Genomic DNA, 23,183 nt, shown 5'->3' with positions numbered 1-23,183 from the left:
CGGCTCAGGAAAGGCCGTCAGCGGTCGCCTTCGTCACTTTCGCCTGGGAACAGCCGCCGCTCGTCCATCTCCTTGATCAGGTCCTGGAACTCGGACCTGATCCAGTCGCGCGTGGCGACCTCGCCCAGGCCCATGCGCAGCGCCGCGATCTCGCGGGTCAGGTACTCGGTGTCCGCGATGGAGCGCTCGTTCTGCTTGCGGTCCTGCTCCAGGTTGACCCGGTCCCGGTCGTCCTGCCGGTTCTGCGCGAGCAGGATCAGCGGGGCGGCGTAGGAGGCCTGGAGGGACAGCATCAGGGTCAGGAAGATGAAGGGGTACTGGTCGAAGCGCAGGTGGTCGGGCGCGAAGATGTTCCACAGCACCCACACCACGATGACCAGGGTCATCCAGACGATGAACCGGCCCGTGCCGAGGAACCGCGCGACCCGCTCCGACAGCCGCCCGAAGGCCTCCGGGTCGTACTCGGGCAGCAGCCTGCGGCGCGCCGGGCGCGGCTGGTCCAGCCGTACGCGCGGACGCGCCAGCGCGCTCGCGCCCAGGGCGACGCTGGCCTTCGCCCGCTCGGAGGAACGTTCCGGCCGCTCGGTGCGCAACCGCTCCGCCGCCTCCTCCAGCCGCTCGGAGAGCCCGTCACGGGCATGCTCGCGCCGCTCCCGGCGCCGTTCGCGCGCCGCGTCCCCGCGGCCCCGCTCAGTGGCCACGCACGGCCTCCTCGGAGTGGAAGTCCGTCTCCCGCCAGTCGTCCGGCAGCAGGTGGTCCAGGACGTCGTCGACGGTGACGGCGCCCAGCAGCGAGCCGCTCTCGTCGACGACGGGCGCCGCGACCATGTTGTACGCGGCCAGGTAGCTCGTCACGGCGGGCAGCGAGGCGTCCGGCCGCAGCGGCGGCAGGTCGGTGTCCACGATCGAGCTGACCAGGGTGAACGGAGGGTCCCGCAGCAGCCGCTGGAAGTGCACCGTCCCCAGGTACTTGCCCGTCGGCGTCTCGTCCGGCGGACGGCACACGTACACCTGCGCCGCCAGCGCCGGCGACAGGTCCGACTTGCGTACGCGGGCCAGCGCGTCGGCGACCGTGGCGTCCGGCCGCAGCACGATCGGCTCGGTCGTCATCAGGCCGCCCGCGGTGTTCTCCTCGTACGACAGCAGGCGCCGCACGTCGGCCGCGTCGTCGGGCTGCATCAGGGTCAGCAGCCGCTCCTTCTCCTCCTCCGGCAGCTCGGAGAGCAGGTCGGCGGCGTCGTCCGGGTCCATGGCCTCCAGGACGTCGGCGGCGCGCTCCTCCTTCAGCTTGCCGAGGATCTCCACCTGGTCGTCCTCGGGGAGCTCCTCCAGGACGTCGGCGAGGCGGTCGTCGTCGAGGGCGTTGGCCACCTCGGCGCGCCGCTTCGGCGTCAGGTGGTGCAGGACGTTCGCCAGGTCGGCGGGACGCATCTGCTCGAACGTCGCCACCAGGCTCTCGGCGCCCTGTCCGTGCTCCTCCAGCGAGAAGCCGGTCACCGCCGACCACTCGACCGTGAGGGCCTCGCCGCGGCGGCGCAGCGCGCCCCCCTTGCCCTTGCGGACGAAGATCCGGTCGATCTCCCAGTCGCGGCGGGCCGGGAGCTGCTGGATGGCCACGTCCAGGACGGTGGCCTCCTCGCCGGTGGCCACGAGCGTCACCCGGCGGTCCAGCAGCTCGCCGAGGACCAGCCGCTCGGTCGGGCGCTGTTCGAAGCGCCGCATGTTGATCACGCCGGTGGTGATGACCTGTCCGGACTCGACGCCCGTCACCCGGGTCATGGGCAGGAAGATCCGGCGGCGGCTGACGACCTCCACCACCAGACCCAGCAGCCGGGGCGGCCGGCCGCCGACGCGCAGCATCGCGACGAGGTCGCGGACGCGGCCCACCTGGTCGCCGTTGGGATCGAAGACGGGCACACCCGACAGATGCGAGACGAAGATCCGAGGGGCGCCTGCAGCCATCCGAGCGCCTCCTAGAGCGTCCATCACCGGTCCTGCCGTGCCTCAGGCTAGCCCGTGCCGCGGGAAGGCGTCCTGGTGGGGCCGTCCGCCCGGGGGTCCCGTGGGCGTGTGCGCGGCGGCGGGTACGCTGCCTGCTGCCCGCAGACCCCCGACGAGAGGCACCTGCCCGTGACCCCCTACACCCCCGCCGCACGGCTGCGCCGGGCCGCCTTCGCCGGTGTCCTGTGCGCGGGTCTCGCCGTCACCGCGACGGGCTGCGGCGGCAAGGCGGAGGACCCCGACAAGGGCACGAACGGGATCGGCAAGCTCGGCGCGGACAAGATCGAGGGCCAGTCGAAGGCAGCCGCCACCGCCGCGAGCTCGGTGCACCTGTCCGGGAGCCTGGTCACCGGGGGCAAGACCTTCACCCTCGACATGCGGCTGAAGGCCGACGGCGGCTCCGGCGAGGTGAAGTCGCAGAACGACACCTTCCAGCTGCTGCGGGTCGGCGAGCAGCTCTACCTGAAGGCCGGCGCGGCCTTTTGGGGGAAGTCGGACTCGGCGGGCAAGCTCGGCGACAAGTACGTGAAGGTGCCGGAGAACGACCCCTCGTACAAGCAGTTCCGCGGGTTCACCGACATGCACGTGCTGCTGGACGGGCTGCTGGGCCTCCAGGGCAAGCTCACCAAGGGCGCCTACACCACGGTCGGGCACACCCGCGCGGTGCCGATCTCGGCGGACGCGGGCAAGAGCGGCAAGCTGACGGTGTCCCTGGAGGGGACCCCGTACCCGCTGCTGATGGAACGTGCCGGCGGCGCGGGCCGGGTGGAGCTCTCCGAATGGGGGAAGCCCTTCCCGCTGGAGGCACCGGCGCAGGACCAGACCGTGGACTACGGCTCGCAGCTGCCGACCACCAAGGACGGCAAGGACACGGGTACGGGTACGGGAACCGGTACGGGCAAGGGCACCGGATCGGGATCCGGCTCGGGAACCGGGAGCGGCACCGGCGGCCCGTCCCCGTCCAAGAGCCAGGGCTCGGGCCAGGGCTCCGACCCCGGCTCCGGCTGAGCCCGCTCCCTCACCGGGCCCGCGTCAGCGCTTGGCCTTCTTCCGCTTCAGCAGCAGCTTCGGCAGCCCCGCCGGTACGGGCCGGCGCGTGACCGCCGGGGAGGGCAGCGGAGCCGCGGCCAGCGACCCGTCGGGCAGCCCGTCGGCGACCGCCACGGGCTCCAGGCGCAGCAGCCGGCACTCGCGGGCCCAGCGCTCGGTCATCCGCTCCGAGTCGGGCGCGTTCAGCCGCTTGCCCTTCAGCTCGGCGACGGCGGCCTCCCACGACTCACTGCCGGGCACGAGCTCCCGTACGGCCGCCGTCCAGGCGACGAGCCGGCCGCCCTTGTCCTTGCTGCGCACCGTCACCTCGGCCGCGGCGCCGTCGGTGAGGCCCGGGAAGGGCTGCTCGCCGGGGCCGTCGCCGAGCACGTGCGCCGCTCCGTCCACCCAGGCGTGCCACAGGGCCCGGTCGGCGCCCGCGCCGCGGACCCAGATCAGGCCGGACTTCTTGGAGGCCTCCTCGACGAGGGCCAGGTCGAGTGCGCTGAGAGTCATGCGCACAGGTTAGGGGGTCCGCCCCGGGGTGCCTACAGCCAGCCGTTGCGGCGGAGTGTCCGGTGGATGGCGAAGCAGCTGCCGACGATCGCGACCATCACCATCGGGTAGCCGTAGCGCCAGTGCAGCTCCGGCATGTGCTCGAAGTTCATCCCGTACACCCCGCAGATCATCGTCGGCACGGCGATGATCGCCGCCCACGAGGTGATCTTGCGCATGTCCTCGTTCTGGGCGACGGAGGCCTGCGCCAGGTTCGCCTGGAGGATCGAGTTCAGCAGCTCGTCGAAGCCGATGACCTGCTCGTGGACCCGTGCGAGGTGGTCGGCCACGTCGCGGAAGTACTTCTGGATGTCCGGGTCCACCAGCCGCATGGGCCGCTCGCTCAGCAGCTCCATCGGCCGCAGCAGCGGGGAGACCGCCCGCTTGAACTCCAGCACCTCGCGCTTGAGCTGGTAGATCCGGCCCGCGTCGCCGCCCCGGCTGACGCCCTTGGCGGGGGCGGCGAAGACCGCGCTCTCCACCTCGTCGATGTCGTCCTGGACCGCCGCCGCCACGGCGATGTAGCCGTCGACCACGTGGTCGGCGATCGAGTGCAGCACGGCCGAGGGGCCCCGCGAGAGCAGCTCCGGGTCGTCCTGGAGGCGGTGGCGCAGACTGCGCAGGGAACCCTGGCCGCCGTGGCGGACGGTGATGACGAAGTCGGGGCCGGTGAAGCACATCACCTCGCCGGTCTCCACCACCTCGCTGGTGGCGGTGAGTTCGGCGTGCTCCACGTAGTGGATCGTCTTGAAGACGGTGAAGAGCGTGTCGTCGTAGCGCTCCAGCTTCGGCCGCTGGTGCGCGTGCACCGCGTCCTCCACGGCCAGGGGGTGCAGGCCGAAGGTGGCGGCGATCCCCGCGAACTCCGCCTCGGTGGGCTCGTGCAGCCCGATCCAGGCGAAGCCGCCGCCCTCGCGGACCCGGCGCAGCGCCTCACGCGGCGTCAGGCAGCCGCGGCCCGGCTCCAGGGGGTCGCGCCGGCCGTCGCGGTACACGGCGCAGTCGACCACCGCGCTGCTGGCGGAGGGGTCGCGGGTGGCGTCGTAGCCGGGCTGGACGGGCGTGGCCCGGCGCAGGGACGGACGGACGGCGGCACGGAGGTAGGGCAGCATCGACATGGCAGGCTCCTTCGCGCGCACGGCTGCGGACCGTACGGGTGGGAGGCCCTCCGGGAGCGCGGGCGGGCAGACCCGGGCGGATGGAGGGAAACAGGACGGGAGGACGGAAGTTCTGCCGTCGCTCTTCTGCTGATCAGAAGATCAAAGGGGGCGGGACGCACCCTGCACAGAAGCGGAAGAGCGATCGGTACTGCACGATCGACTTCGATCCATCGCAGCCCCACCTCCTCCGGCCGGTCCCCCGTGAGGGACGTCCTGTCGCCGGAGCACCGAAACATCGCTTCTGCGTGCGGCCCCGACCAGCTGTCAACACTATCAGCCGACGGATGGTCAAGACCCGCCCTTTACCCGGGGGATAGGAGTTCTATGCTCGCTCCATGGCAGAAATTCTGGCCCTCGTCGAGGCCCGGCTGCGCAACGCGTTCGGCGAACCCGACGCCCGTGCCGCCGTCACCTTCCTGGGCACCGACCGCATCGAGGTACTCCGCTTCGCCGAGGGCGACCTCGTCCGGTACGCGACCCTCGGGATGTCCGCACACCCGATGACCGACCCCACCGCCGTGGTCGCCGACCCGGTGCGCGGCCCGCGCGCCGAGCTGGTGCTCACCGTGCGGGCGGGCCTGGCCCCGACCGACAAACTCCTGCGCCCGCTCGCGGTGCTGGCGGCCTCCCCGATGGTGGAGGGGCTGATCGTGGCCCCCGGCGCCTCCCTGGACGTGGGCGAACCGCTGTGGGAGGGGGCCGCGTTCAGCTCGGTCCTCGTCGCCGAGCCGGGCGGACTCGTCGAGGACCTCGCACTGGACGAGCCCATGGACCCCGTCCGCTTCCTGCCCCTCCTCCCGATGACGGCGAACGAGGCCGCGTGGAAGCGGGTGCACGGCGCGGCGGCCCTCCAGGAACGCTGGCTCGCGCGCGGCACCGATCTGCGGGACCCTCTGCGTACGGCCGTCGCACTGGACTGACCGGCGCGCCCGCGGGTACGGATGACATCCGGACGGGTGATCGTGCCTTGACGGCGCGCCGGGCGGGGAGGAGCGTGCTTCTTATGAGGGGCGAACCGAGTTGCCCGAAGTGCGGTGGCCGGGTCCGAGCGCCCGGTCTTTTCGCCGACTCCTGGCAGTGCGCGGTGCACGGCGCCGTCCATCCGCTACAGCCTGTCATCCCACCGAGCGTCGAGGGTCTCGGCGTGGTGGTGAACCGGGCCCAGGTGCCCGTCTGGATGCCGTGGCCACTGCCCGTGGGGTGGCTCTTCACCGGGGTCGCGACCGCCGGTGACGACCGCAGCGGGGGCCGGGCCACGGCCGTGGCCTGCTCCGGGCCGGGGCCGCTGGGCGGCATAGGCGAGCTGCTGCTGATCGCGGAGGAACTGGGCGTGGGGCTGGGCTCCCGCTTCGCGGGCATCGACGGCCCCGACCCGGGCCCGTACATGAAGGTCTCCGCCCCGCCGCACGCCAAGGTCGTCGCGGCGGGGCGGCCGACGCCGCTGTGGCACGTCGCGGGGGCGCCGGACGACCGGGCGGTGTTCGCGGGCGAGGCGCGGGGGCTGTGGCTGTGGGCCATCGTCTGGCCGGAGCAGTCGGGTCTCCTCATGTACGACGAACTCGTCCTCACCGATCTCCGCGACGCGGGCTCGGAGGTCGAACTCCTCCCTTGCGGGGCACTGACCCCCCGCATCCTGTCGCCTTCTTGACGCGCCGCTCGCGCGGCTCGGCCCTGGCGGGCCTCTCCGGCTTCGCGCCGCTGCGCCGGACTCCGTCCGGCGGCCTGCTGGGCGGGGCCGCTGCCCGTCGTCTGCGGGTGCGTGCCGCTGCGCGGGCTGTCCCCTACCCGCCCTTCCACCGTTCCCGCCTCAGACGCCGGCGCGGCTCACCACACGGCGCTCCGCGCCCGCGCCTCAAGCGCCGGCGGGGCTGGAATTGCCCTCCGGGCAATCCAGTCGCCGCCAGGCACATCCAGCCTCGCCGGCGTTTGAGGCGCGGGGGTGGGGGGCGGAGCCCCCGAAGGGGTCCGGGCGGAGCCCGGTTGGGGGTCCCCCCGGACGGAGTCTGGGGGATGGTGGAAGGGCGGGTAGGGGACGGCCCCGCGCAGCGGCGGACCCGCCCAAGGCGCACGGACGCCGCCCGCCCAGGGCACAGGTACCCTGGAGTGTCCCCGTCCGTTCAAACCCTGGAGCCCGGCTGTGCGCATCGACCTGCACACCCACTCCACGGCTTCGGACGGCACCGACACCCCCGCCGAGCTGGTCGCCAACGCCGCGGCCGCCGGGCTGGACGTCGTCGCGCTGACCGACCACGACACCGTCGGGGGATACGCCGAGGCCATCGCGGCCCTGCCGCCCGGCCTCACGCTCGTGACCGGCGCCGAGTTGTCCTGCCGTCTCGACGGGGTCGGGATGCACATGCTCGCGTACCTCTTCGATCCGCAGGAGCCCGAGCTCTCCCGTGAGCGCGAGCTCGTGCGCGACGACCGCACCCCCCGCGCGCAGGCCATGGTCGGCAAGCTGCGGGCGCTCGGCGTGGACGTCACCTGGGAGCAGGTGGCCCGGATCGCGGGCGCCGGTTCCGTGGGGCGCCCGCACATAGCCACCGCCATGGTGGAGCTCGGCGTGGTGCCCACCGTCTCCGACGCGTTCACCGCGGACTGGCTCGCCGACGGCGGCCGCGCCTACGCCGAGAAGCACGAGCTCGACCCCTTCGACGCCATCCGCCTGGTCAAGGCGGCCGGCGGGGTCACCGTCTTCGCGCACCCCGCCGCCGTCAAGCGCGGCGAGTGCGTGCCCGAGTCGGCGATCGCCGCCCTCGCGGCCGCCGGTCTGGACGGCATCGAGGTGGACCACATGGACCACGACGCGGCTACCCGCGACCGGCTGCGCGGCCTCGCGGCCGACCTCGGCCTGCTGGCCACCGGGTCCAGCGACTACCACGGCAGCCGCAAGACCTGCCGCCTCGGGGAGTACACGACCGACCCCGAGATCTACGGCGAGATCACGCGCCGCGCCACCGGGGCCTTCCCCGTTCCGGGCGCCGGCGGATCCGCCGCCCGCGCCTGAGCGGCGCGCGGCCCTCCCCACACCCCTCTTTTCGCGACACCCCTCACCTGCAAGGCATCACTGTGTTTGATTTCGCCGTCTTCGGATCCCTTTTTCTCACGCTTTTTGTGATTATGGACCCCCCGGGGATCACGCCGATCTTCCTCGCCCTCACCTCGGGGCGCCCCGCCAAGGTCCAGCGCCGCATGGCCTGGCAGGCCGTCTGCGTGGCCTTCGGCGTCATCGCCGTCTTCGGTATCTGCGGCCAGCAGATCCTCGACTACCTGCACGTCTCGGTCCCCGCGCTGATGATCGCGGGCGGCCTGCTGCTCCTGCTGATCGCGCTCGACCTGCTCACGGGCAAGACGGACGAGCCCAAGCAGACCAAGGACGTCAACGTCGCCCTCGTCCCGCTGGGCATGCCGCTGCTGGCCGGCCCCGGTGCGATCGTGTCCGTGATCCTGGCCGTGCAGAAGGCCGACGGCTTCACCGGCCAGGTCTCCGTGTGGTGCGCGATCATCGCCATGCACGTGGTGCTGTGGCTGACCATGCGCTACTCGCTCGTGATCATCCGGATCATCAAGGACGGCGGCGTCGTCCTGGTCACCCGCCTCGCGGGCATGATGCTGTCGGCCATCGCCGTCCAGCAGATCATCAACGGTGTGCTCCAGGTCGTGCACGGCGCCTGAGACCGCATGCGAACGCCCCCGCACCGTCCTCGGTGCGGGGGCGCCGTCGAAAGCATCAGGAGGACGCCGTCTCGGCCGGCCGGATGAGAATGCGCTGGCCCACCGCGGCGGCCTGCTGCACGATCCGGTTGACGGAGGCCGCGTCCACGACGGTGCTGTCCACGGCGGACCCGTCGACGTCGTTCAGGCGCAGAATCTCGAAGCGCATGGCTTCTCCCTTCGTCGGTTTTCTCCTTGCGAAGGGTTCAACGGGTGGTGCACCAGAAACATTCCCTACGCTAAGGAAATTTTTTCCTTAGCTAACTACCGAGCGCTCAAGGATCGCCAAAACCTCACTAGAGAATCGGCTGTGACCTGCGGGTTCTCGGCGTTCGGCGAGTGCTCGGCAGCCTCCACCAGGACCCGGGACGCGCCCAGCCGGACGGCCATCTCGTCCATCAGCGGCACCGGCCACGCGTAGTCCACCGTCCCCGACAGCACCAGCTTCGGCAGCGGCACCTCCGCCAGCTCCGCCACCCGGTCCGGCTCCGAGATCAGCACCCGCCCCGTGGCGATCAGCTGCTCCGGTACGGTGCCCAGCCAGCGCTCGCGAAGGAACCGCGCCAGCTCCGGCGCGTCGGGAACCGCGTCCTCGGGATCGTGGGCCCGCATCGCCTCCCACACCCCCGGCATGTCCTCCCGCATCGCCTCCAAGGCCGCGACCAGCAGCTTCGTACGCGCCCGCTGCTCCTCGGCGATCGCGCCCGGCCCGCTGCTCATCAGGGTGAGGGAGGCGAAGGGGGAGGCGTCGCGCAGCACCGCCGCGCGGGCGACCAGGCCGCCCAGGGAGTGGCCGACCAGGTGCAGCGGCCCCCCGCCGGCCGCCGCGGCCTGCGCCAGGACGTCCCGGCCCAGCTCCTGGAGCCCGTACGCGGACTCCTCGCGCGGCCCCGGGGTCTGGTACTGGCCGCGCCCGTCGACGGCGAGGACCCGGAAGCCGGCCGCGGCCAGGGGCTCCAGCAGGGCGATGAAGTCCTCCTTGCTGCCGGTGAAGCCCGGGAGCAGGAGGGCGGTGCCGAGCACGGGCTCACCGGCCTCGTGCACGGCGAAGGCGCCGCGGTCGGTCGTCAGGCGGTACGCGCGGGCGGCGGGCGGCAGGGTGAGGCGCGGCGGCTTGCTCATGGCCCCGAGGTTACCGGCCCGTAGGCCCGGGTACGAGGACGGCCCCGGCCCCCTGGGAAGGGGGCCGGGGCCGTCGTGAGGGTGTGAGCCCTACGCCTCCGGCGCGGCCTCGGCGACCTTGCGGGTCCGGGTGCGCTTGGGCTTCGCGGGAGCCTCGGCGGCGGCCTCGGTGACCGGCGCGGCCTCGGCGACCTTGCGGGTCCGGGTGCGCTTCGGCTTCGCGGGGGCCTCCTCGGTCACCGCGGCGACGGGCGCCTCGGCGGCCTTGCGCGGCGCCCGGGTGCGGCGGGCCTTGACGGGCTCCACCGGCGGGGCCATCTGGAAGTCCGGCTCGTCCACGGCGGGAGCGGCGACCTTGCGGGGACGACGCACCTTCACCGGAGCCTCCTCCACCACGAGGGCGGCGGTGGCCAGCGGCGCGACCGGGGTCTGCGTGGGCTTGCGGGTCCGGGTGCGCTTCGGCTTGGCCGGAGTCTCCTCGGACACGGCCGGAGCCGGGACCTCGACGACGGCCGGAGCCACGGGCGCCTCGACCATGACGGCCACGGGGGCCTCGACCACGGCGGCCTCGGCCACCACGGCCGGAGCGGCGACCCGGGTGCGGCGGCGGCGCGGGCGGCGCGGCTCGTCGGCGGCGGGCGCGCCAGGGGCGGAGGGGGCCTCGGCGGCCGGAGCCGCCGCGGGGGCGGCCACGGCCGTGTCGCCCAGCTCCTCGCCACCACGGGTGCGGCGGCGCTGGCGCGGCGTACGGGTACGCGCGGGACGCTCCTCGGTCACCACGGCGGCAGCGGCCGCGCCGCGGCCGCCACGGCCACCGCGCCCGCCGGTCTCGCCGAGGTCTTCGAGCTCCTCGGCCTTCAGGCCGGCCCGCACGCGCTCGGCGCGCGGCAGGATGCCCTTGGTGCCGGCCGGGATGTTCAGCTGCTCGTACAGGTGCGGGGACGTGGAGTACGTCTCCTCGGGCTCGTGGAAGTCGAGCTCCAGCGCCTTGTTGATCAACTGCCAGCGCGGGATGTCGTCCCAGTCGACCAGGGTGACGGCGGTGCCCTTGTTGCCCGCGCGGCCGGTACGGCCCACGCGGTGCAGGAAGGTCTTCTCGTCCTCGGGCGTCTGGTAGTTGATGACGTGGGTCACGCCCTCGACGTCGATGCCGCGCGCGGCGACGTCGGTGCACACCAGCACGTCGACCTTGCCGTTGCGGAACGCGCGCAGGGCCTGCTCGCGCGCGCCCTGGCCCAGGTCGCCGTGGACGGCGCCGGAGGCGAAGCCGCGCTTCTCCAGCTGCTCGGCGATGTCGGCCGCCGTGCGCTTGGTGCGGCAGAAGATCATGGCCAGGCCACGGCCCTCGGCCTGCAGGATGCGGGAGACCAGCTCCGGCTTGTCCATGTTGTGCGCACGGAAGACGTGCTGCTTGATGTTGGCGACGGTCGCGCCCTCGCCGTCCTCGGAGACGGCGCGGATGTGCGTCGGCTGGGTCATGTACCGGCGGGCCAGACCGATGACGGCGCCCGGCATGGTGGCCGAGAACAGCATCGTCTGACGCTTCGCGGGCAGGTAGCCCATGATCTTCTCGACGTCGGGCAGGAAGCCCAGGTCGAGCATCTCGTCGGCCTCGTCCAGGACGAGGGCCTTGACGCGGGAGAGGTCCAGCTTCTTCTGCCCGGCCAGGTCCAGGAGGCGGCCCGGGGTGCCGACGATCACGTCGACGCCCTTCTTGAGGGCCTCGACCTGGGGCTCGTACGCGCGGCCGCCGTATATGGCGAGGACGCGGACGTTGCGGACCTTGCCCGCGGTCAGGAGGTCGTTGGTGACCTGGGTGCACAGCTCGCGGGTGGGAACCACCACGAGGGCCTGCGGCGCGTCGGTCAGCTGCTCGGGCGTGGCCCGGCCGGCCTCGACGTCCGCGGGGACGACGACCCGCTCCAGCAGGGGGAGGCCGAAGCCCAGCGTCTTGCCGGTGCCGGTCTTGGCCTGGCCGATGACGTCCGTGCCGGAGAGGGCGACGGGGAGGGTCATCTCCTGGATCGGGAAGGGGGACACGATGCCGACGGCCTCAAGGGCCTCGGCCGTCTCGGGAAAGATCCCGAGGTCTCGGAACGTAGTCAGGGTGCTGCCTCTTCTGTGAGACGCGGCGCGAGGCGGCGAGGGGGGTCGTACCGTGCCGGGCTTGCAGTACTGCGCCCACCCAGGTTCGGGCAGGTCGTACGAAGCTGCGCGGGACCACTAGCCTTCGCTCAAGCGCTCGTGCCGCTGAGGGGGCCCCTCGTGCGGAGGTGGTACGCATGGACGTACGCACCGCACAGAGGGCGGTCGGGTTGGAGCCGATCGGGCCACCGACCGGGCATCCTCATTCGGATGGCCCGCCGAGCATTCCGGCAGGCGCATTACCACTGTACCCCGGAATCGCGCAGGTGTGTCGGGTGAATTCACCGGGTAGGCGCGTTTACGTGGACTGAGCAGGTGGTTCGTGTCGCCTTTCGGCGGGCTATTGTGCGGAGCATGTCGACCGTAGAAAACGCATCTCCCGCCGACGACGGCGCGCCCGACGGCGCGCAGGGCATCGCCGCCCAGGACTGGGCGACCGCCTCGGCCTCGCCCCAGTACCGCGCCGCCGTGGTGGACCTGCTCGGCGCGCTGGCGTACGGGGAACTCGCGGCCTTCGAGCGCCTCGCCGAGGACGCCAAGCTCGCGCCCACCCTGGGCGACAAGGCCGAGCTCGCGAAGATGGCCTCCGCCGAATTCCACCACTTCGAGCGGCTGCGCGACCGGCTCGCGGCGATCGACGCCGAGCCCACCGAGGCGATGGAGCCCTTCGCCAAGGGCGTGGACGACTTCCACCGCCAGACCGCGCCCTCCGACTGGCTGGAGGGTCTGGTCAAGGCCTACGTCGGCGACTCGATCGCCAGCGACTTCTACCGCGAGGTCGCCACCCACCTCGACACCGACACCCGCGCCCTGGTCGTCGGCGTCCTCGACGACACGGGCCACGGCGGCTTCGCCGTCGAGAAGGTCCGTGCCGCGATCGAGGCCGACCCGCGCTGCGGCGGCCGGCTCGCGCTGTGGGCCCGCCGTCTCATGGGCGAGGCCCTCTCGCAGGCCCAGCGCGTGGTCGCCGAGCGCGACGCGCTCTCCACCATGCTGGTCGGCGGCGTCGACGGGATGGCGGCCGGCTTCGACCTGGCGGCCGTCGGCGAGATGTTCACCCGCATCACCAAGGCCCACACCAAGCGGATGGCGGCTCTCGGCCTCGCGGCCTGAACCCGCCCCGCCCGTCCGTACGCGGGCGAAGGCCCCGGCCGCGCAGCCCCGCGGCGGCCGGGGCCTTCGCGCGTGTGCGCCGCGGGTCAGACTCCAGCGCGGCTCAACCCCGCGACGGGAGCGAAAACGGAGGCCTGCGGGACCTGCGCCCGGAACCCGCCGCCGGCCGCAGGAGCAGCGAGAGCACGACGGCCGACACGCCCAGCCCGCCGAGGCAGGTCGCGGCCACGGTGTTGTGCCACGGACCGAGCGCGGTGTGGGTGAGGTACGCCCCGAACAGGGCCCCCGCCACCCCGCTGACCAGCACCGTTCTGGTGGACGGAAGCCGCTTGGCGAGTACGCGCACGGCGGCGCCCGCCAGGGCGAGGCCCAGCAGGCCGGAGCCGATCGCCTCCAACAGCAGCATCAGGTCACTCCCATACGTCAGGGCAAACCGGGTCACTGCGGTCCTACCCGAAGCGGAAGAAACGGAAACGGCCCGGCGGTGTCAACCGCCGGGCCGTTCCCCTCAGTTCCCGGTGCCTCAGAGAGCTCCGAAACCGACCTTCCGCACGCTCGGCTCGCCCAGGTCGACGTACGACAGGCGGTCGGACGGCACGAGGACCTTGCGGCCCTTGACGTCGGTCAGGCTCAGCAGCGGCGCCGTGCCGGACAGTGCGGCGACGACGGCGCTCTCCAGCTCCTCGGCGCTCAGGTCGCTCTCCAGCACGATCTCCCGGGGTGCGTGCTGCACGCCGATCTTGACCTCCACGGCTATGTCCCTCCGACGGTCCGTTTCGCGCGATCAGCCGCGCCGTTACCCGGTCCACATTAGCCCGGTGAGGGGATGCGATCGGCTCGTGGCGGACACGCTCGCAGCGAACAGCGGCCGGTCAGGGCCCGGCCCCGGCGCCCGCCCGGACCCCTCGCCCGGCCCCGCCCGCTCAGCCCTCCGTGCCGTGCAGCGGGAAGCCGGCGATACCGCGCCAGGCCAGCGAGGTCAGCAGCCCCACCGCCGTGTCACGGGCGACCGGGCTCTCGCTGGACAGCCAGTACCGGGCCACCACCTGGGAAACCCCGCCCAGGCCCACGGCCAGCAGCATCGACTCGTCCTTCGACAGGCCCGTGTCCTCGGCGATGACGTCCGAGATGGCCTCCGCGCACTGGAGCGAGACCCGGTCGACGCGCTCGCGCACCGCGGGCTCGTTCGTCAGGTCGGACTCGAACACCAGCCGGAACGCGCCACCCTCGTCCTCGACGTACGCGAAGTAGGCGTCCATCGTCGCGGCGACGCGCAGCTTGTTGTCGCTGGTGGACTCCAGTGCCGTGCGCACCGCCACCAGCAGTGCCTCGCAGTGCTGGTCCAGCAGCGCCAGGTACAGGTCGAGTTTGCCGGGGAAGTGCTGGTACAGCACCGGCTTGCTGACCCCGGCGCGCTCCGCGATGTCGTCCATCGCGGCGGCGTGGTAGCCCTGCGCGACGAACACCTCCTGGGCTGCGCCCAGCAGCTGGTTGCGCCGGGCACGGCGCGGCAGTCGCGTGCCCCGCGGACGCGCTGCCTCGGTCTGCTCGATGGCTGTCACGCCGCCTCCCACTTTCTCTAAGAACACAGTGCGCTCTGCGCCGCGCCGCCATCGTACTTTTCGGTAACCGAATCTGGTGGGTTCAAGCCGAGTTTTCTCGCGGTACGGACCACCCGGACACACCCCTGACACGCTGGTCAGCGCCCGTCAGCGGTAGTCGTCCTCGTCCAGCGGGACCACTCGCGCCTGCTCCGCGGCATCCGCCTCCGGGGCTTCCAGGGGCTCCAGGTCGGTGAGCGAATCGTCCTCCTGCGGCTGGATCTCGATGTCCTGCTCTGCGGCGTCCGCCTCCGGCGCCTCGGTGTTGAGCGTTTCCCGGAGCTCCTTGCGGAAGGTCTCCGGTTCCGCAGGATCGACTGTCATCGCGCTCCCCTCGCTTCCCTCGTCCTCCTCCCTATGAGCCTAGGAGGATCGGGGGCAGGCCGCCAGACGATCCTGTGACCGCCAACACAAGCGAAGACACGGGGGCGAGCGTGATCGTCTCGTAACATTGGCCCATGTCTTCGACCGAGCTGCCGGGTGTGCGGTCCACCGTCGAGCCGACCCCCCAGGTGGGAGCCGCGCGGGTGGCCGAAGGAGAGCAGCTGCGCACCGTCGCGCTGCCGGGCCTGGAGATGAACGTACGTTTCCGGCCACCGACGAGGGAAGGGCTGCCGCCCGCGCTCTTCGTGCACGGACTCGGCGGTTCCTCGCAGAACTGGTCGGAGCTCATGGAGCGGCTGGCCGACAGCGTCGACGGCGAGGCCGTCGACCTGCCCGGCTTCGGCTGGTCGCCGCCGCCCGCCGACCGGGACTACTCCGTCACCGGACTCGCCCGCGCGGTCATCCGCCACCTCGACGCCGCCGGGCGCGGCCCCGTCCACCTCTTCGGCAACTCCCTGGGCGGCGCCGTCTCCACCCGCGTCGCCGCGGTCCGGCCCGACCTGGTGCGCACCCTGACCCTGGTCTCGCCCGCGCTGCCCGAGCTGCGCGTGCAGTGGTCGGCGGTGCCCACCGCCCTGCTCGCCGTACCGGGCGCGGCACCCCTGCTCGTCCGCCTCACCCGGGGCCTGAGCGCCGAACAACGCACCCTGGGGGTGACGGGCCTCTGTTACGGAGACCCCTCACGGGTGACGGAGGAAGGCTTCCGGGCCGCCGTCGAGGAGATGCGACGCCGGATGGAGCTGCCGTACTTCTGGGAGGCGATGACGCGTTCCTCGCGCGGGATCGTCGACGCCTACACCCTCGGTGGCCAGCACGGACTGTGGCGCCAGGCCGGGCGCGTGCTCGCGCCGACGCTGCTGGTCTACGGCGGCCGGGACCAGCTGGTCTCGTACCGGATGGCGCGCAGGGCCGCCGCGGCCTTCCGCGGATCGAGACTGCTGAGCCTGCCCGAGGCCGGCCACGTGGCGATGATGGAGTACCCCGAGGTGGTGGCCGCCGCCTTCCGGGAGCTGCTGCACGACACCGACCGGAACACCGAAGACAGCAAGGGCTGAACCGTGGGACGACATAGTCGCAAGGACTCCGCCCCTGCCCGTCCGCGGCCGGAGGCCGCGCCGCCGGAGCCGGAGCCCGAGCCCTTCACACCCGGACCGGTGTTCGACGGCGCGCCCGGAGCGCGCCGGAGCGCCGAGGCCACCGTCAGCCACCGGGGCTACGCCCCGCCGGCCCGTCCCGCCCCGCCCGGTGCCCGCCCCGGCGGGCACCCCGAGCAGCGCGAGCCCGGCGGGGCCTGGGGAGCGGAGCCCGCCCCCGCGTCCGCCGCCGTCCACGGGGACTGGCGCGGCGCCCCCCGCGCGGCCGCGCCCACCCCGCCCGTGCACACCCCGCCCGCGCGCGGCGCCGACACGCCCGTGCGCGGCGCCCGGATCCCCGTGCGCGACGCCGGGATGCCCGCCCGGGACACCGACACCCCGGCCTTCGGCACCCCCGCCGTCGGCTTCCCCCGGGTCACGGTGGCGCCCCCGCCGCCCGCGCCCGACCCCCTGACCTCCACCGGCTCCCACCGCCGGGTGCCCGGTCCGCGCCGGCCCCAGGCACCCGAGACCCCCGCGGGCTCCGGGGCCGCCGAGCCGTCCGCGCCGGTCCGGGGCGGGCGGATCCGTACGTACACCGGGATGGCCGCGGCGGCCGTCACCACCGTGCTGGCCGTCGTCGTCGCGGGTCAGGTGGTCGCCGACAGCGACTCCGCCCCCGGCAACGCGCACGCCGCCGGGGACGACGCCCCCGAACGCTCCCTGAGCGGCCAGTCCGCCGCCTCCCGCTCCGACGGCCGCGCCACCCCGGCCAACCCGCCCGCCGCCGCCGCGCAGCCGCAGACCTACGAACAGCAGATGGCGCGGCAGCTGCCCATCGACGCGAAGCTCGCCGGTCCCGGCACCTTCGACACCGTCCCCGGGTTTGCCAAGGCGCCGGGCAAGGGCAAGGTGGTGCGCTACCGCGTCGACGTGGAACAGGGGCTGGGCCTGGACCCGCAGCTGTTCGCCGAGGCCGTGCAGCGCACCCTCAACGACCCGCGCAGCTGGGGCCACGGCGGTGCGATGACCTTCGAGCGGGTCCCGGCCGGCGAGGCCGACTTCGTGATCACCCTGGCCAGCCCCGGGACCACCGGCACCTGGTGCGCGAAGTCCGGCCTGGACACCACCGTGGACAACGTCTCCTGCGACTCCGCTGCCACCGAACGCGTGATGATCAACGCCTTCCGGTGGGCCCAGGGCTCACCGACCTACGGCCCGGACCAGATGCTCGCGTACCGGCAGATGCTCATCAACCACGAGGTCGGCCACCGGCTCGGCCACGGGCACGTGAGCTGCCAGACCCCGGGCTCGCTCGCGCCGATCATGCAGCAGCAGACCAAGTCCCTCGACATCGACAACATCCACTGCCTGCCCAACCCGTGGGTGTTCCCCGGGAGTTGACCGGAGAAGACCGATGGGCGACCGGATGCCGCGTTGACAGCGCGTCCGGTGATCGGTAATTGTTCTCCGCATGTCGCACCGCCACACCACCGCCGCGAGCGCCGCCATAGAGCTGGCGCTCCTCGGTGTGGCCGCGCACAGCGTGGCCGACATCTTCTGTCGCTGACGCCTGCCTGAGCGCGCGACCCGTTTCCGAACCGTCTCGCCGCGCCCGGGCCCTCCTGCCCGCGGGCGCGGCGTCCTCCTCCTCGGTGCGCATTTCCACCGGTGATCCCGAACGCCGCCTCCCGCGCGGCCGCTTCCGCATCCCGTACACCGCATCCAGCAGCCGGCAGCCATCGTGCCGCTGCACGCCGAGAGGTCCCTTTTCCCATGCGCCAGTCCCAGATATCGCGCCGTGTGGCCGCGGTCGCCGTCAGCCTCGTACTGGCCGGAGGCGCCGCCGCCTGCGGGCCCGAGGACGCCGCGGACAAGGCCTCCGCCGGCGGCGGGCCCGGCGCCTCCGGCTCGGCCCCGCAGAAGGGCGGCACCCTGACCGTCCTCAACAACGAGCCGCAGAGCGACTTCGACCCCGCCCGCCTCTACACCTCGGGCGGCGGAAACGTCCCCTCGCTGGTGTTCCGCACGCTCACCACCCGCAACCGCGAGGACGGTCCGGCCGGCGCCAAGGTCGTCCCCGACCTGGCCACCGACCTCGGCAGGCCCAACGCCGACGCCACCGAGTGGACGTACACCCTCAAGGACGGGCTGAAGTACGAGGACGGCAGCCCGATCACCACCGCCGACATCAAGTACGGCATCGAGCGCTCCTTCGCCGCCGAGCTCTCGGGCGGCGCCCCCTACCTGCGGGACTGGCTGGTCGGCGGGGAGACCTACGAGGGCCCGTACAAGGACGGCGGCAAGGGCCTCGACTCCATCGTGGTGCCCGACGCGAAGACCATCGTCTTCAAACTCCGCAAGCCCGAGGGCGAGTTCCCCTTCCTCGCCACCCAGACGCAGTTCGCCCCCGTGCCCAAGGCCAAGGACACCGGCGTCAAGTACGAGGAGCACCCGGTGTCCTCCGGCCCGTACAAGGTCGCCAAGAACACCGGCGACGGCGAGACCCTGCTGCTGGAGCGCAACGAGAACTGGGACCCGAAGACCGACGAGGAGCGCAAGGCCTATCCGGACCGGATCGACGTCCGCTCCGGGCTCGACGCCGCCGTCATCAACCAGCGGCTGTCCACCAGCTCCGGCCCCGACGCCGCCGCCGTCACCACCGACACCAACCTGGGCCCCGCCGAACTCGCCCAGATCGGCGACAACAAGGAGCTGGCCTCCCGCGTCGGCACCGGCCACTTCGGCTACGTCAACTACCTGGCCTTCAACCCGAAGGTGGCCCCCTTCGACAATCCGAAGGTCCGCCAGGCCATCGCCTACGCGGTCAACCGCACCAGCGTCGTCAACGCGGCCGGCGGCTCCGCGCTGGCCGAGCCGGCCACCACCTTCCTGCCCGAGCGCGAGGCCTTCGGGTACACCCCGTACGACCCCTTCCCGGCCGGGAAGACGGGCAACCCGGCCAAGGCCAAGGAGCTCCTCAAGGAGGCGGGCTTCGCCGACGGGCTCACCATCACCCTCACCCACTCCAACGCCCAGAACCGCCAGACCAGCCCCGAGATCGCCACCGCCGTCCAGCAGGCCCTCGCCGCCGCCGGCATCACCGTCAAGCTCGAAGGGCTGGAGACCAACGCCTTCAACGAGCGGCGCTGGGACGCCAAGAACACCCCCGGCTTCTTCCTCTCCCGCTGGGGCGCCGACTGGCCCTCCGGCGGACCCTTCCTCGCGCCGATCTTCGACGGCCGGCAGATCGTCACCAACGGCTCCAACTACAACCACGCCCAGCTGAACGACCCCGCCGTGAACGCCGAGATCGACGAGATCGCCAAGCTCACCGACCTCGCGGCGGCCGGCAAGCGCTGGGGCGCCCTCGACAAGAAGATCGGCGAGCAGGCCCTGGACGTGCCGCTCTTCCACCCCGTCTACAAGCGGCTCGTCGGCAAGGGCGTCAAGAACGTCGTCATCAGCGACTGGACCGGCGTCCTCGACATCTCCCAGGTCGCCGTCAAGTGAGCGTCCTGACCACCGGGCCGGTGCCCGCGGCCGGGGTCACCACCCCGGCCGCGGGCACCGGCCGCCAGGTCTGGCGGCGGCTGCGCCGGCGGCCCTCCGCCGTCGCCGCCGCCGCCGTCCTGGCCCTCCTCGTCCTCCTCGCCCTCGCCGCACCGCTGTTCGCCCAGCTCACCGGCCAGGACCCGAACGCCTACCACGACGACCTCGTCGACTCCGCCCGCGGCGGCGTACCCCTCGGCTCCTTCGGCGGGATCTCCGCCGACCACTGGCTCGGCGTCGAACCCGGCAGCGGCCGCGACCTGTTCGTCCGGCTGCTCTACGGCGCCCGGATCTCCCTGCTCGTCGCCCTCGGCGCCACCGCCCTCCAGGTCCTCCTCGGCGTCGCCGCCGGGCTCACCGCCGCCCTCGGCCACCGCATCCTGGGACGGTTCATCGGCGGCGTCACCGACGTGATGATCGCCCTGCCCATGCTGGTGCTGGCCATCGCCCTGACCGCCGTCGTCCCGCCCGACTTCCCGCGCCCGCTGCTGCTGGTCCTCGTCATCGGCGTCCTCGACTGGGGCGGCACCGCCCGGCTGGTACGCGCCCAGACCCTCTCCCTGCGCGGCCTGGACTTCGTGGAGGCCGCCCGGCTGTCGGGCAACGGCACCCTGCGGATCGCCCGCCGCGAACTGCTGCCCTCCCTGGCCGCACCCGTCATCACCCTCGCCGCCATCAAGGTCCCGACCAACATGGTGATCGAGGCCTCGCTGTCCTTCCTCGGCGTCGGCGTGAAGCCGCCCACCCCGTCCTGGGGGCAGATGCTCTCCAGCGCGCAGACCTGGTTCCGCGCCGACCCCGCCTACGTCCTGCTCCCCGCCGGACTGCTCTTCGTCACCGTGCTCGCCTTCACCGTCCTCGGCGACGGCGTCCGTACGGCCCTCGACCCGCGCGAGGGCTCGCGCCTGCGGGTCGGCACCGGAAAGGAGCGCACGACGTGACCGGCTTCGTGCTCAGACGGCTCGGCGCGGCCCTGCTGGTCCTGCTCGCCCTGTCCGCCGTCGTCTACGCCCTCTTCTACCTCGCCCCCGGCGACCCCGCCCGCCTCGCCTGCGGGGAACGCTGCAACCCGCAGCAGATCGCCCAGGTCCGCGAACAGCTCGGGCTGAACGACTCCGTCCCCACCCAGTACCTGCGCTTCCTCCAGGGGGTGCTGGCCGGCCGGGACTACTCCGGCGGCGCCGGACTGGTGCTGCACTGCGACGCGCCCTGCCTCGGCTTCTCGTACCAGAACGACCGGCAGGTCACCGAACTCCTCCTGGAGCGGCTGCCCGCCACCTTCTCGCTGGCGCTCGGCGCCCTCGTGATCTGGCTCGTCATCGGCGTCGGCACCGGACTCCTGTCGGCGGTCCGCCGCGGCGGGCTCACCGAACGGCTCCTGACCGTGGTGACCCTCGCCGCGACCGGCACCCCCGTCTTCATCCTCGGACTGCTGCTGCTCATGGCCGTCTGCGCCTACCTCCGGTGGCTGCCCTTCCCGACGTACGTGCCCTTCGGCGACGACCCCGAGCAGTGGGCCTGGAACCTGCTGCTGCCCTGGGTCACCCTCGGCTTCTTCGAGAGCGCCAAATACGCGCGCCTCACCCGCAGCTCCACCCTGGAGACCCTCGCCGAGGACCACATCCGCACCTTCCGCGCCTACGGGGTGGGGGAGCGGGCCCTGGTCACCCGGCACGCGGTGCGCGGCGCCGTCGCGCCCGTGATCGCGCTCAGCGCCGTGGACTTCGGCACGATGATCGGCGGCGCCGTGCTCACCGAATCCCTCTTCGGGATCCCCGGCCTCGGCAAGACCCTCATCGACGGGGTGCGGGTCGTGGACCTGCCCGTGGTCGTCGGCGTCGTCCTCACCATCGGCACGGCCGTCGTGATCGCCGGCGCCGTCGCCGACCTGCTGTACGCCGTAGCGGACCGAAGGGTGGCCCTGGCATGACCGAACCGCTCGTGGACGCCGTCGACCTGGTGGTGGACTTCCCCGTCGGCGCGCCGGGGGAGTACCTGCGCGCCGTGGACGGGCTGTCCTTCACCCTGGAACCCGGCCGCGCCCTGGCCCTCGTCGGCGAGTCCGGCAGCGGCAAGTCCACCGTGGCCGCCGCCCTGCTCGGACTGCACCGCGGCACCGGCGCCCGGCTCGGCGGCACCGTCCGCGTCGGCGGCACCGACGTGGGCTCCGCCGACGCGGGGGAACTGCGCCGGCTGCGCGGGGGAGTCGCTGCCATGGTCTTCCAGGACCCGCTCAGCTCCCTCGACCCGTACCACGCCATCGGCGACCAGATCGCCGAGGTGTACCGGATCCACACCACCGCCACCAGGCGCGCCGCCCGCGCCCGCGCCGTCGAGGTCCTCGACCGGGTGGGCATCCCCGACGCGGCCCGCCGCGCCCGCTCCCGGCCGCACGAGTTCAGCGGCGGCATGCGCCAACGGGCCCTGATCGCGATGGCGCTGGCCTGCGAACCCCGGCTGCTGATCGCGGACGAGCCCACCACCGCCCTCGACGTGACCGTCCAGGCCCAGATCCTCGACCTGCTGCACGGCCTGCGCGAGGAGCGGGGCCTGGGGCTGCTGCTGGTTACGCACGACGTGGGCGTGGCGGCCGGCAGCGTCGACGACCTGCTGGTGATGCGCGGCGGCGCCGCCGTGGAGCGGGGGCCCGTGGACCGGGTGCTGTCCGCCCCCCGGGCCCCGTACACCCGCGAGCTGCTGGCGGCCGTCCCGCGGCTCGACGGGCCGCGCACCCCCCGGCCGCGCCCGGCCACCGACGCGGACGAACCCGTCGTCGAAGCCTTCCGCCTGCGCCGGGAGTTCGGCCGCGGGAAGCGGCGCGTCCTCGCCGTGGGCGGGCCCGACCGGGCCGAAGGGGTCTCGCTCGCGGTGCGCCGCGGGGAGACGCTCGGCATCGTGGGGGAGTCCGGCAGCGGCAAGAGCACCCTCGGGCGGATGCTCGTCGGACTGCTGGAACCCGGCTCCGGCCGGATCCACCACGAGGGCCGGGAGACCGCGGGCATCGCGCCCGGCGCCCAGATGGTGTTCCAGGACCCGGTGTCCTCCCTCAACCCGCGCCGCTCCGTGGGCGAGTCCATCGCCGATCCGCTGCGCGCGGCCGGGCAGCGCGACGAGGCCGCGATCCGGGCCCGCGTCGAGGAACTCCTGACCCGCGTCGGCCTGGAGCCCGGGCACTACGACCGCTACCCGCACGAGTTCAGCGGCGGCCAGCGCCAGCGCGTCGGCATCGCCCGCGCCCTGGCCCCGCAACCGTCGCTGATCGTCTGCGACGAACCGGTGTCCGCCCTCGACGTCACCACCCAGGCACAGGTCACCGCCCTGCTGGCGGAACTCCAGCGGGAGCTGGGGATCGCGCTCGTCTTCATCGCCCACGACCTCGCGGTGGTCCGGCAGGTCAGCGACCGGGTCGCGGTCATGCGCGGCGGACTGATCGTCGAGGAGGGCCCGGTCGACGAGGTCTACGACCGCCCCGCCCACCCCTACACCCGGCGGCTGCTGGACGCCGTACCGGCCCTCGACCCGGGCCTGGCGGCACGGCGGCGCTCCGCGCGGCAGGAGGCGTTCGCGTAGGCCCGCACGGACGCGGACCCCCTTTTTAGCGTGCTCGAACGCGAACCGTACGGGAAAGTTACGACTCTTCACCCCTTCCGGTGGCGCGACGGACAACCGTCCGTCGCGCCACCGGCACATCCGCTTGAGTTCTTCCGCGGCGGGTCGCCGGACCGACGGCGACC

The 23,183-nt window shown here is 73.1% G+C and carries 24 protein-coding genes; 13 read left to right on the top strand and 11 right to left on the bottom strand.

Annotated elements, in window-relative coordinates; all coding sequences use genetic code 11:
* Positions 1-17: 17 nt before the first annotated feature.
* Together SLAV_RS13720 and SLAV_RS13715 are read right to left on the bottom strand one after the other, a co-directional pair.
* A complete protein-coding gene (locus tag SLAV_RS13720; protein ID WP_030226008.1) occupies positions 18-593 on the bottom strand; it encodes a DUF1003 domain-containing protein in 576 nt (191 codons plus the stop codon).
* 97 nt (positions 594-690) lie between these two features.
* Positions 691-1,962, bottom strand: a complete 1,272-nt coding sequence (locus SLAV_RS13715) for a magnesium transporter MgtE N-terminal domain-containing protein (RefSeq protein ID WP_030226006.1) — start codon at positions 1,960-1,962, stop codon at positions 691-693.
* A 168-nt stretch (positions 1,963-2,130) separates the two neighbouring features.
* On the opposite strand from SLAV_RS13715, the gene SLAV_RS13710 reads away from it, so the two are divergent.
* Positions 2,131-3,009 (top strand): hypothetical protein, encoded by an 879-nt coding sequence (locus SLAV_RS13710; RefSeq protein ID WP_335341779.1) that lies wholly within the window; start codon positions 2,131-2,133, stop codon positions 3,007-3,009.
* Positions 3,010-3,033: 24 nt separating this feature from the next.
* Here the strand turns inward: SLAV_RS13710 and SLAV_RS13705 are convergent, their stop codons facing one another.
* Positions 3,034-3,546, bottom strand: a complete 513-nt coding sequence (locus SLAV_RS13705; protein ID WP_030226002.1) for a hypothetical protein — start codon at positions 3,544-3,546, stop codon at positions 3,034-3,036.
* A 32-nt stretch (positions 3,547-3,578) separates the two neighbouring features.
* Positions 3,579-4,703, bottom strand: a complete 1,125-nt coding sequence (locus SLAV_RS13700) for a magnesium and cobalt transport protein CorA (protein WP_030226000.1) — start codon at positions 4,701-4,703, stop codon at positions 3,579-3,581.
* A gap of 377 nt (positions 4,704-5,080) precedes the next feature.
* Between SLAV_RS13700 and SLAV_RS13695 the strand changes: the two genes are divergently transcribed.
* The 4 genes from SLAV_RS13695 to SLAV_RS13680 all read left to right on the top strand — a co-directional run bounded on the left by SLAV_RS13695 (position 5,081) and on the right by SLAV_RS13680 (position 8,420).
* On the top strand, positions 5,081-5,665 hold the full coding sequence (locus tag SLAV_RS13695) for a suppressor of fused domain protein (protein WP_030225998.1): 585 nt from the start codon (positions 5,081-5,083) through the stop codon (positions 5,663-5,665).
* An 83-nt stretch (positions 5,666-5,748) separates the two neighbouring features.
* The gene (locus SLAV_RS13690; protein ID WP_030225996.1) at positions 5,749-6,393 is read left to right on the top strand and encodes a DUF6758 family protein; all 645 of its coding nucleotides are present in this window, start codon (positions 5,749-5,751) and stop codon (positions 6,391-6,393) included.
* 489 nt (positions 6,394-6,882) lie between these two features.
* Positions 6,883-7,752 carry a PHP domain-containing protein gene (locus SLAV_RS13685; protein ID WP_030225994.1) on the top strand — a complete coding sequence of 290 codons (870 nt, stop codon included), beginning with the start codon at positions 6,883-6,885 and terminating at the stop codon, positions 7,750-7,752.
* Positions 7,753-7,814: 62 nt separating this feature from the next.
* Positions 7,815-8,420: a MarC family protein gene (locus SLAV_RS13680; RefSeq protein ID WP_030225993.1), complete on the top strand. Its 606-nt coding sequence runs from the start codon at positions 7,815-7,817 to the stop codon at positions 8,418-8,420.
* A 55-nt stretch (positions 8,421-8,475) separates the two neighbouring features.
* Here SLAV_RS13680 and SLAV_RS41520 read toward each other — a convergent pair whose 3' ends face one another.
* The 3 genes from SLAV_RS41520 to SLAV_RS13670 form a co-directional block, all read right to left on the bottom strand.
* Positions 8,476-8,628 (bottom strand): DUF8834 family protein, encoded by a 153-nt coding sequence (locus SLAV_RS41520; protein ID WP_167456791.1) that lies wholly within the window; start codon positions 8,626-8,628, stop codon positions 8,476-8,478.
* A gap of 95 nt (positions 8,629-8,723) precedes the next feature.
* Positions 8,724-9,581: an alpha/beta fold hydrolase gene (locus SLAV_RS13675; RefSeq protein ID WP_030225991.1), complete on the bottom strand. Its 858-nt coding sequence runs from the start codon at positions 9,579-9,581 to the stop codon at positions 8,724-8,726.
* 90 nt (positions 9,582-9,671) lie between these two features.
* A complete protein-coding gene (locus SLAV_RS13670) occupies positions 9,672-11,597 on the bottom strand; it encodes a DEAD/DEAH box helicase (RefSeq protein ID WP_037686364.1) in 1,926 nt (641 codons plus the stop codon).
* A 483-nt stretch (positions 11,598-12,080) separates the two neighbouring features.
* Between SLAV_RS13670 and SLAV_RS13665 the strand changes: the two genes are divergently transcribed.
* A complete protein-coding gene (locus tag SLAV_RS13665) occupies positions 12,081-12,839 on the top strand; it encodes a ferritin-like fold-containing protein (protein WP_030225987.1) in 759 nt (252 codons plus the stop codon).
* 103 nt (positions 12,840-12,942) lie between these two features.
* Here SLAV_RS13665 and SLAV_RS13660 read toward each other — a convergent pair whose 3' ends face one another.
* The 4 genes from SLAV_RS13660 to SLAV_RS13645 all read right to left on the bottom strand — a co-directional run bounded on the left by SLAV_RS13660 (position 12,943) and on the right by SLAV_RS13645 (position 14,764).
* Positions 12,943-13,245, bottom strand: coding sequence for a hypothetical protein (locus tag SLAV_RS13660; RefSeq protein ID WP_030225985.1), 303 nt, complete (start codon positions 13,243-13,245; stop codon positions 12,943-12,945).
* Positions 13,246-13,362: 117 nt separating this feature from the next.
* Positions 13,363-13,590, bottom strand: coding sequence for a DUF3107 domain-containing protein (locus SLAV_RS13655; protein ID WP_030225982.1), 228 nt, complete (start codon positions 13,588-13,590; stop codon positions 13,363-13,365).
* A 172-nt stretch (positions 13,591-13,762) separates the two neighbouring features.
* Positions 13,763-14,401: a TetR/AcrR family transcriptional regulator gene (locus SLAV_RS13650; RefSeq protein ID WP_030225979.1), complete on the bottom strand. Its 639-nt coding sequence runs from the start codon at positions 14,399-14,401 to the stop codon at positions 13,763-13,765.
* A 147-nt stretch (positions 14,402-14,548) separates the two neighbouring features.
* On the bottom strand, positions 14,549-14,764 hold the full coding sequence (locus tag SLAV_RS13645) for an Rv3202a family protein (protein ID WP_030225977.1): 216 nt from the start codon (positions 14,762-14,764) through the stop codon (positions 14,549-14,551).
* A gap of 134 nt (positions 14,765-14,898) precedes the next feature.
* On the opposite strand from SLAV_RS13645, the gene SLAV_RS13640 reads away from it, so the two are divergent.
* The 7 genes from SLAV_RS13640 to SLAV_RS13615 all read left to right on the top strand — a co-directional run bounded on the left by SLAV_RS13640 (position 14,899) and on the right by SLAV_RS13615 (position 23,019).
* On the top strand, positions 14,899-15,879 hold the full coding sequence (locus tag SLAV_RS13640) for an alpha/beta fold hydrolase (protein ID WP_030225976.1): 981 nt from the start codon (positions 14,899-14,901) through the stop codon (positions 15,877-15,879).
* 3 nt (positions 15,880-15,882) lie between these two features.
* A complete protein-coding gene (locus SLAV_RS13635) occupies positions 15,883-17,301 on the top strand; it encodes a DUF3152 domain-containing protein (protein ID WP_030225974.1) in 1,419 nt (472 codons plus the stop codon).
* Positions 17,302-17,371: 70 nt separating this feature from the next.
* Positions 17,372-17,467 carry an Ms4533A family Cys-rich leader peptide gene (locus tag SLAV_RS43380; RefSeq protein ID WP_323178900.1) on the top strand — a complete coding sequence of 32 codons (96 nt, stop codon included), beginning with the start codon at positions 17,372-17,374 and terminating at the stop codon, positions 17,465-17,467.
* Between the two features lie 206 nt (positions 17,468-17,673).
* A complete protein-coding gene (locus SLAV_RS13630; protein ID WP_030225972.1) occupies positions 17,674-19,410 on the top strand; it encodes an ABC transporter substrate-binding protein in 1,737 nt (578 codons plus the stop codon).
* Positions 19,407-20,390, top strand: coding sequence for an ABC transporter permease (locus SLAV_RS13625; protein ID WP_030225970.1), 984 nt, complete (start codon positions 19,407-19,409; stop codon positions 20,388-20,390). Before SLAV_RS13630 ends, SLAV_RS13625 begins: the two co-directional genes overlap by 4 nt.
* Positions 20,387-21,379 carry an ABC transporter permease gene (locus SLAV_RS13620; RefSeq protein WP_030225968.1) on the top strand — a complete coding sequence of 331 codons (993 nt, stop codon included), beginning with the start codon at positions 20,387-20,389 and terminating at the stop codon, positions 21,377-21,379. The genes SLAV_RS13625 and SLAV_RS13620 overlap by 4 nt, the downstream gene beginning before the upstream one ends.
* Positions 21,376-23,019, top strand: coding sequence for a dipeptide ABC transporter ATP-binding protein (locus SLAV_RS13615; RefSeq protein WP_030225966.1), 1,644 nt, complete (start codon positions 21,376-21,378; stop codon positions 23,017-23,019). The genes SLAV_RS13620 and SLAV_RS13615 overlap by 4 nt, the downstream gene beginning before the upstream one ends.
* Positions 23,020-23,183: the final 164 nt, after the last annotated feature.

This window comes from Streptomyces lavendulae subsp. lavendulae, from assembly GCF_002803845.1.
Lineage (GTDB): Bacteria > Actinomycetota > Actinomycetes > Streptomycetales > Streptomycetaceae > Streptomyces > Streptomyces lavendulae.
Note: the sequence above shows the minus strand (reverse complement) of the source record. Positions and strands in the feature narration are given on the sequence as shown.

Bases quoted from the DNA above. Each gene is read 5' to 3' on its own strand.
- SLAV_RS13715 (WP_030226006.1), bottom strand. From the start codon at position 1,962: ATGGCTGCAGGCGCCCCTCGGATCTTCGTCTCGCATCTGTCGGGTGTG.
- SLAV_RS13645 (WP_030225977.1), bottom strand. From the start codon at position 14,764: ATGACAGTCGATCCTGCGGAACCGGAGACCTTCCGCAAGGAGCTCCGG.
- SLAV_RS13700 (WP_030226000.1), bottom strand. From the start codon at position 4,703: ATGTCGATGCTGCCCTACCTCCGTGCCGCCGTCCGTCCGTCCCTGCGC.
- SLAV_RS13640 (WP_030225976.1), top strand. From the start codon at position 14,899: ATGTCTTCGACCGAGCTGCCGGGTGTGCGGTCCACCGTCGAGCCGACC.
- SLAV_RS13660 (WP_030225985.1), bottom strand. From the start codon at position 13,245: ATGCTGCTGTTGGAGGCGATCGGCTCCGGCCTGCTGGGCCTCGCCCTG.
- SLAV_RS13675 (WP_030225991.1), bottom strand. From the start codon at position 9,581: ATGAGCAAGCCGCCGCGCCTCACCCTGCCGCCCGCCGCCCGCGCGTAC.
- SLAV_RS13665 (WP_030225987.1), top strand. From the start codon at position 12,081: ATGTCGACCGTAGAAAACGCATCTCCCGCCGACGACGGCGCGCCCGAC.
- SLAV_RS13690 (WP_030225996.1), top strand. From the start codon at position 5,749: ATGAGGGGCGAACCGAGTTGCCCGAAGTGCGGTGGCCGGGTCCGAGCG.
- SLAV_RS13695 (WP_030225998.1), top strand. From the start codon at position 5,081: ATGGCAGAAATTCTGGCCCTCGTCGAGGCCCGGCTGCGCAACGCGTTC.
- SLAV_RS41520 (WP_167456791.1), bottom strand. From the start codon at position 8,628: ATGCGCTTCGAGATTCTGCGCCTGAACGACGTCGACGGGTCCGCCGTG.
- SLAV_RS13615 (WP_030225966.1), top strand. From the start codon at position 21,376: ATGACCGAACCGCTCGTGGACGCCGTCGACCTGGTGGTGGACTTCCCC.
- SLAV_RS13630 (WP_030225972.1), top strand. From the start codon at position 17,674: ATGCGCCAGTCCCAGATATCGCGCCGTGTGGCCGCGGTCGCCGTCAGC.
- SLAV_RS13705 (WP_030226002.1), bottom strand. From the start codon at position 3,546: ATGACTCTCAGCGCACTCGACCTGGCCCTCGTCGAGGAGGCCTCCAAG.
- SLAV_RS13670 (WP_037686364.1), bottom strand. From the start codon at position 11,597: ATGACCCTCCCCGTCGCCCTCTCCGGCACGGACGTCATCGGCCAGGCC.
- SLAV_RS43380 (WP_323178900.1), top strand. From the start codon at position 17,372: ATGTCGCACCGCCACACCACCGCCGCGAGCGCCGCCATAGAGCTGGCG.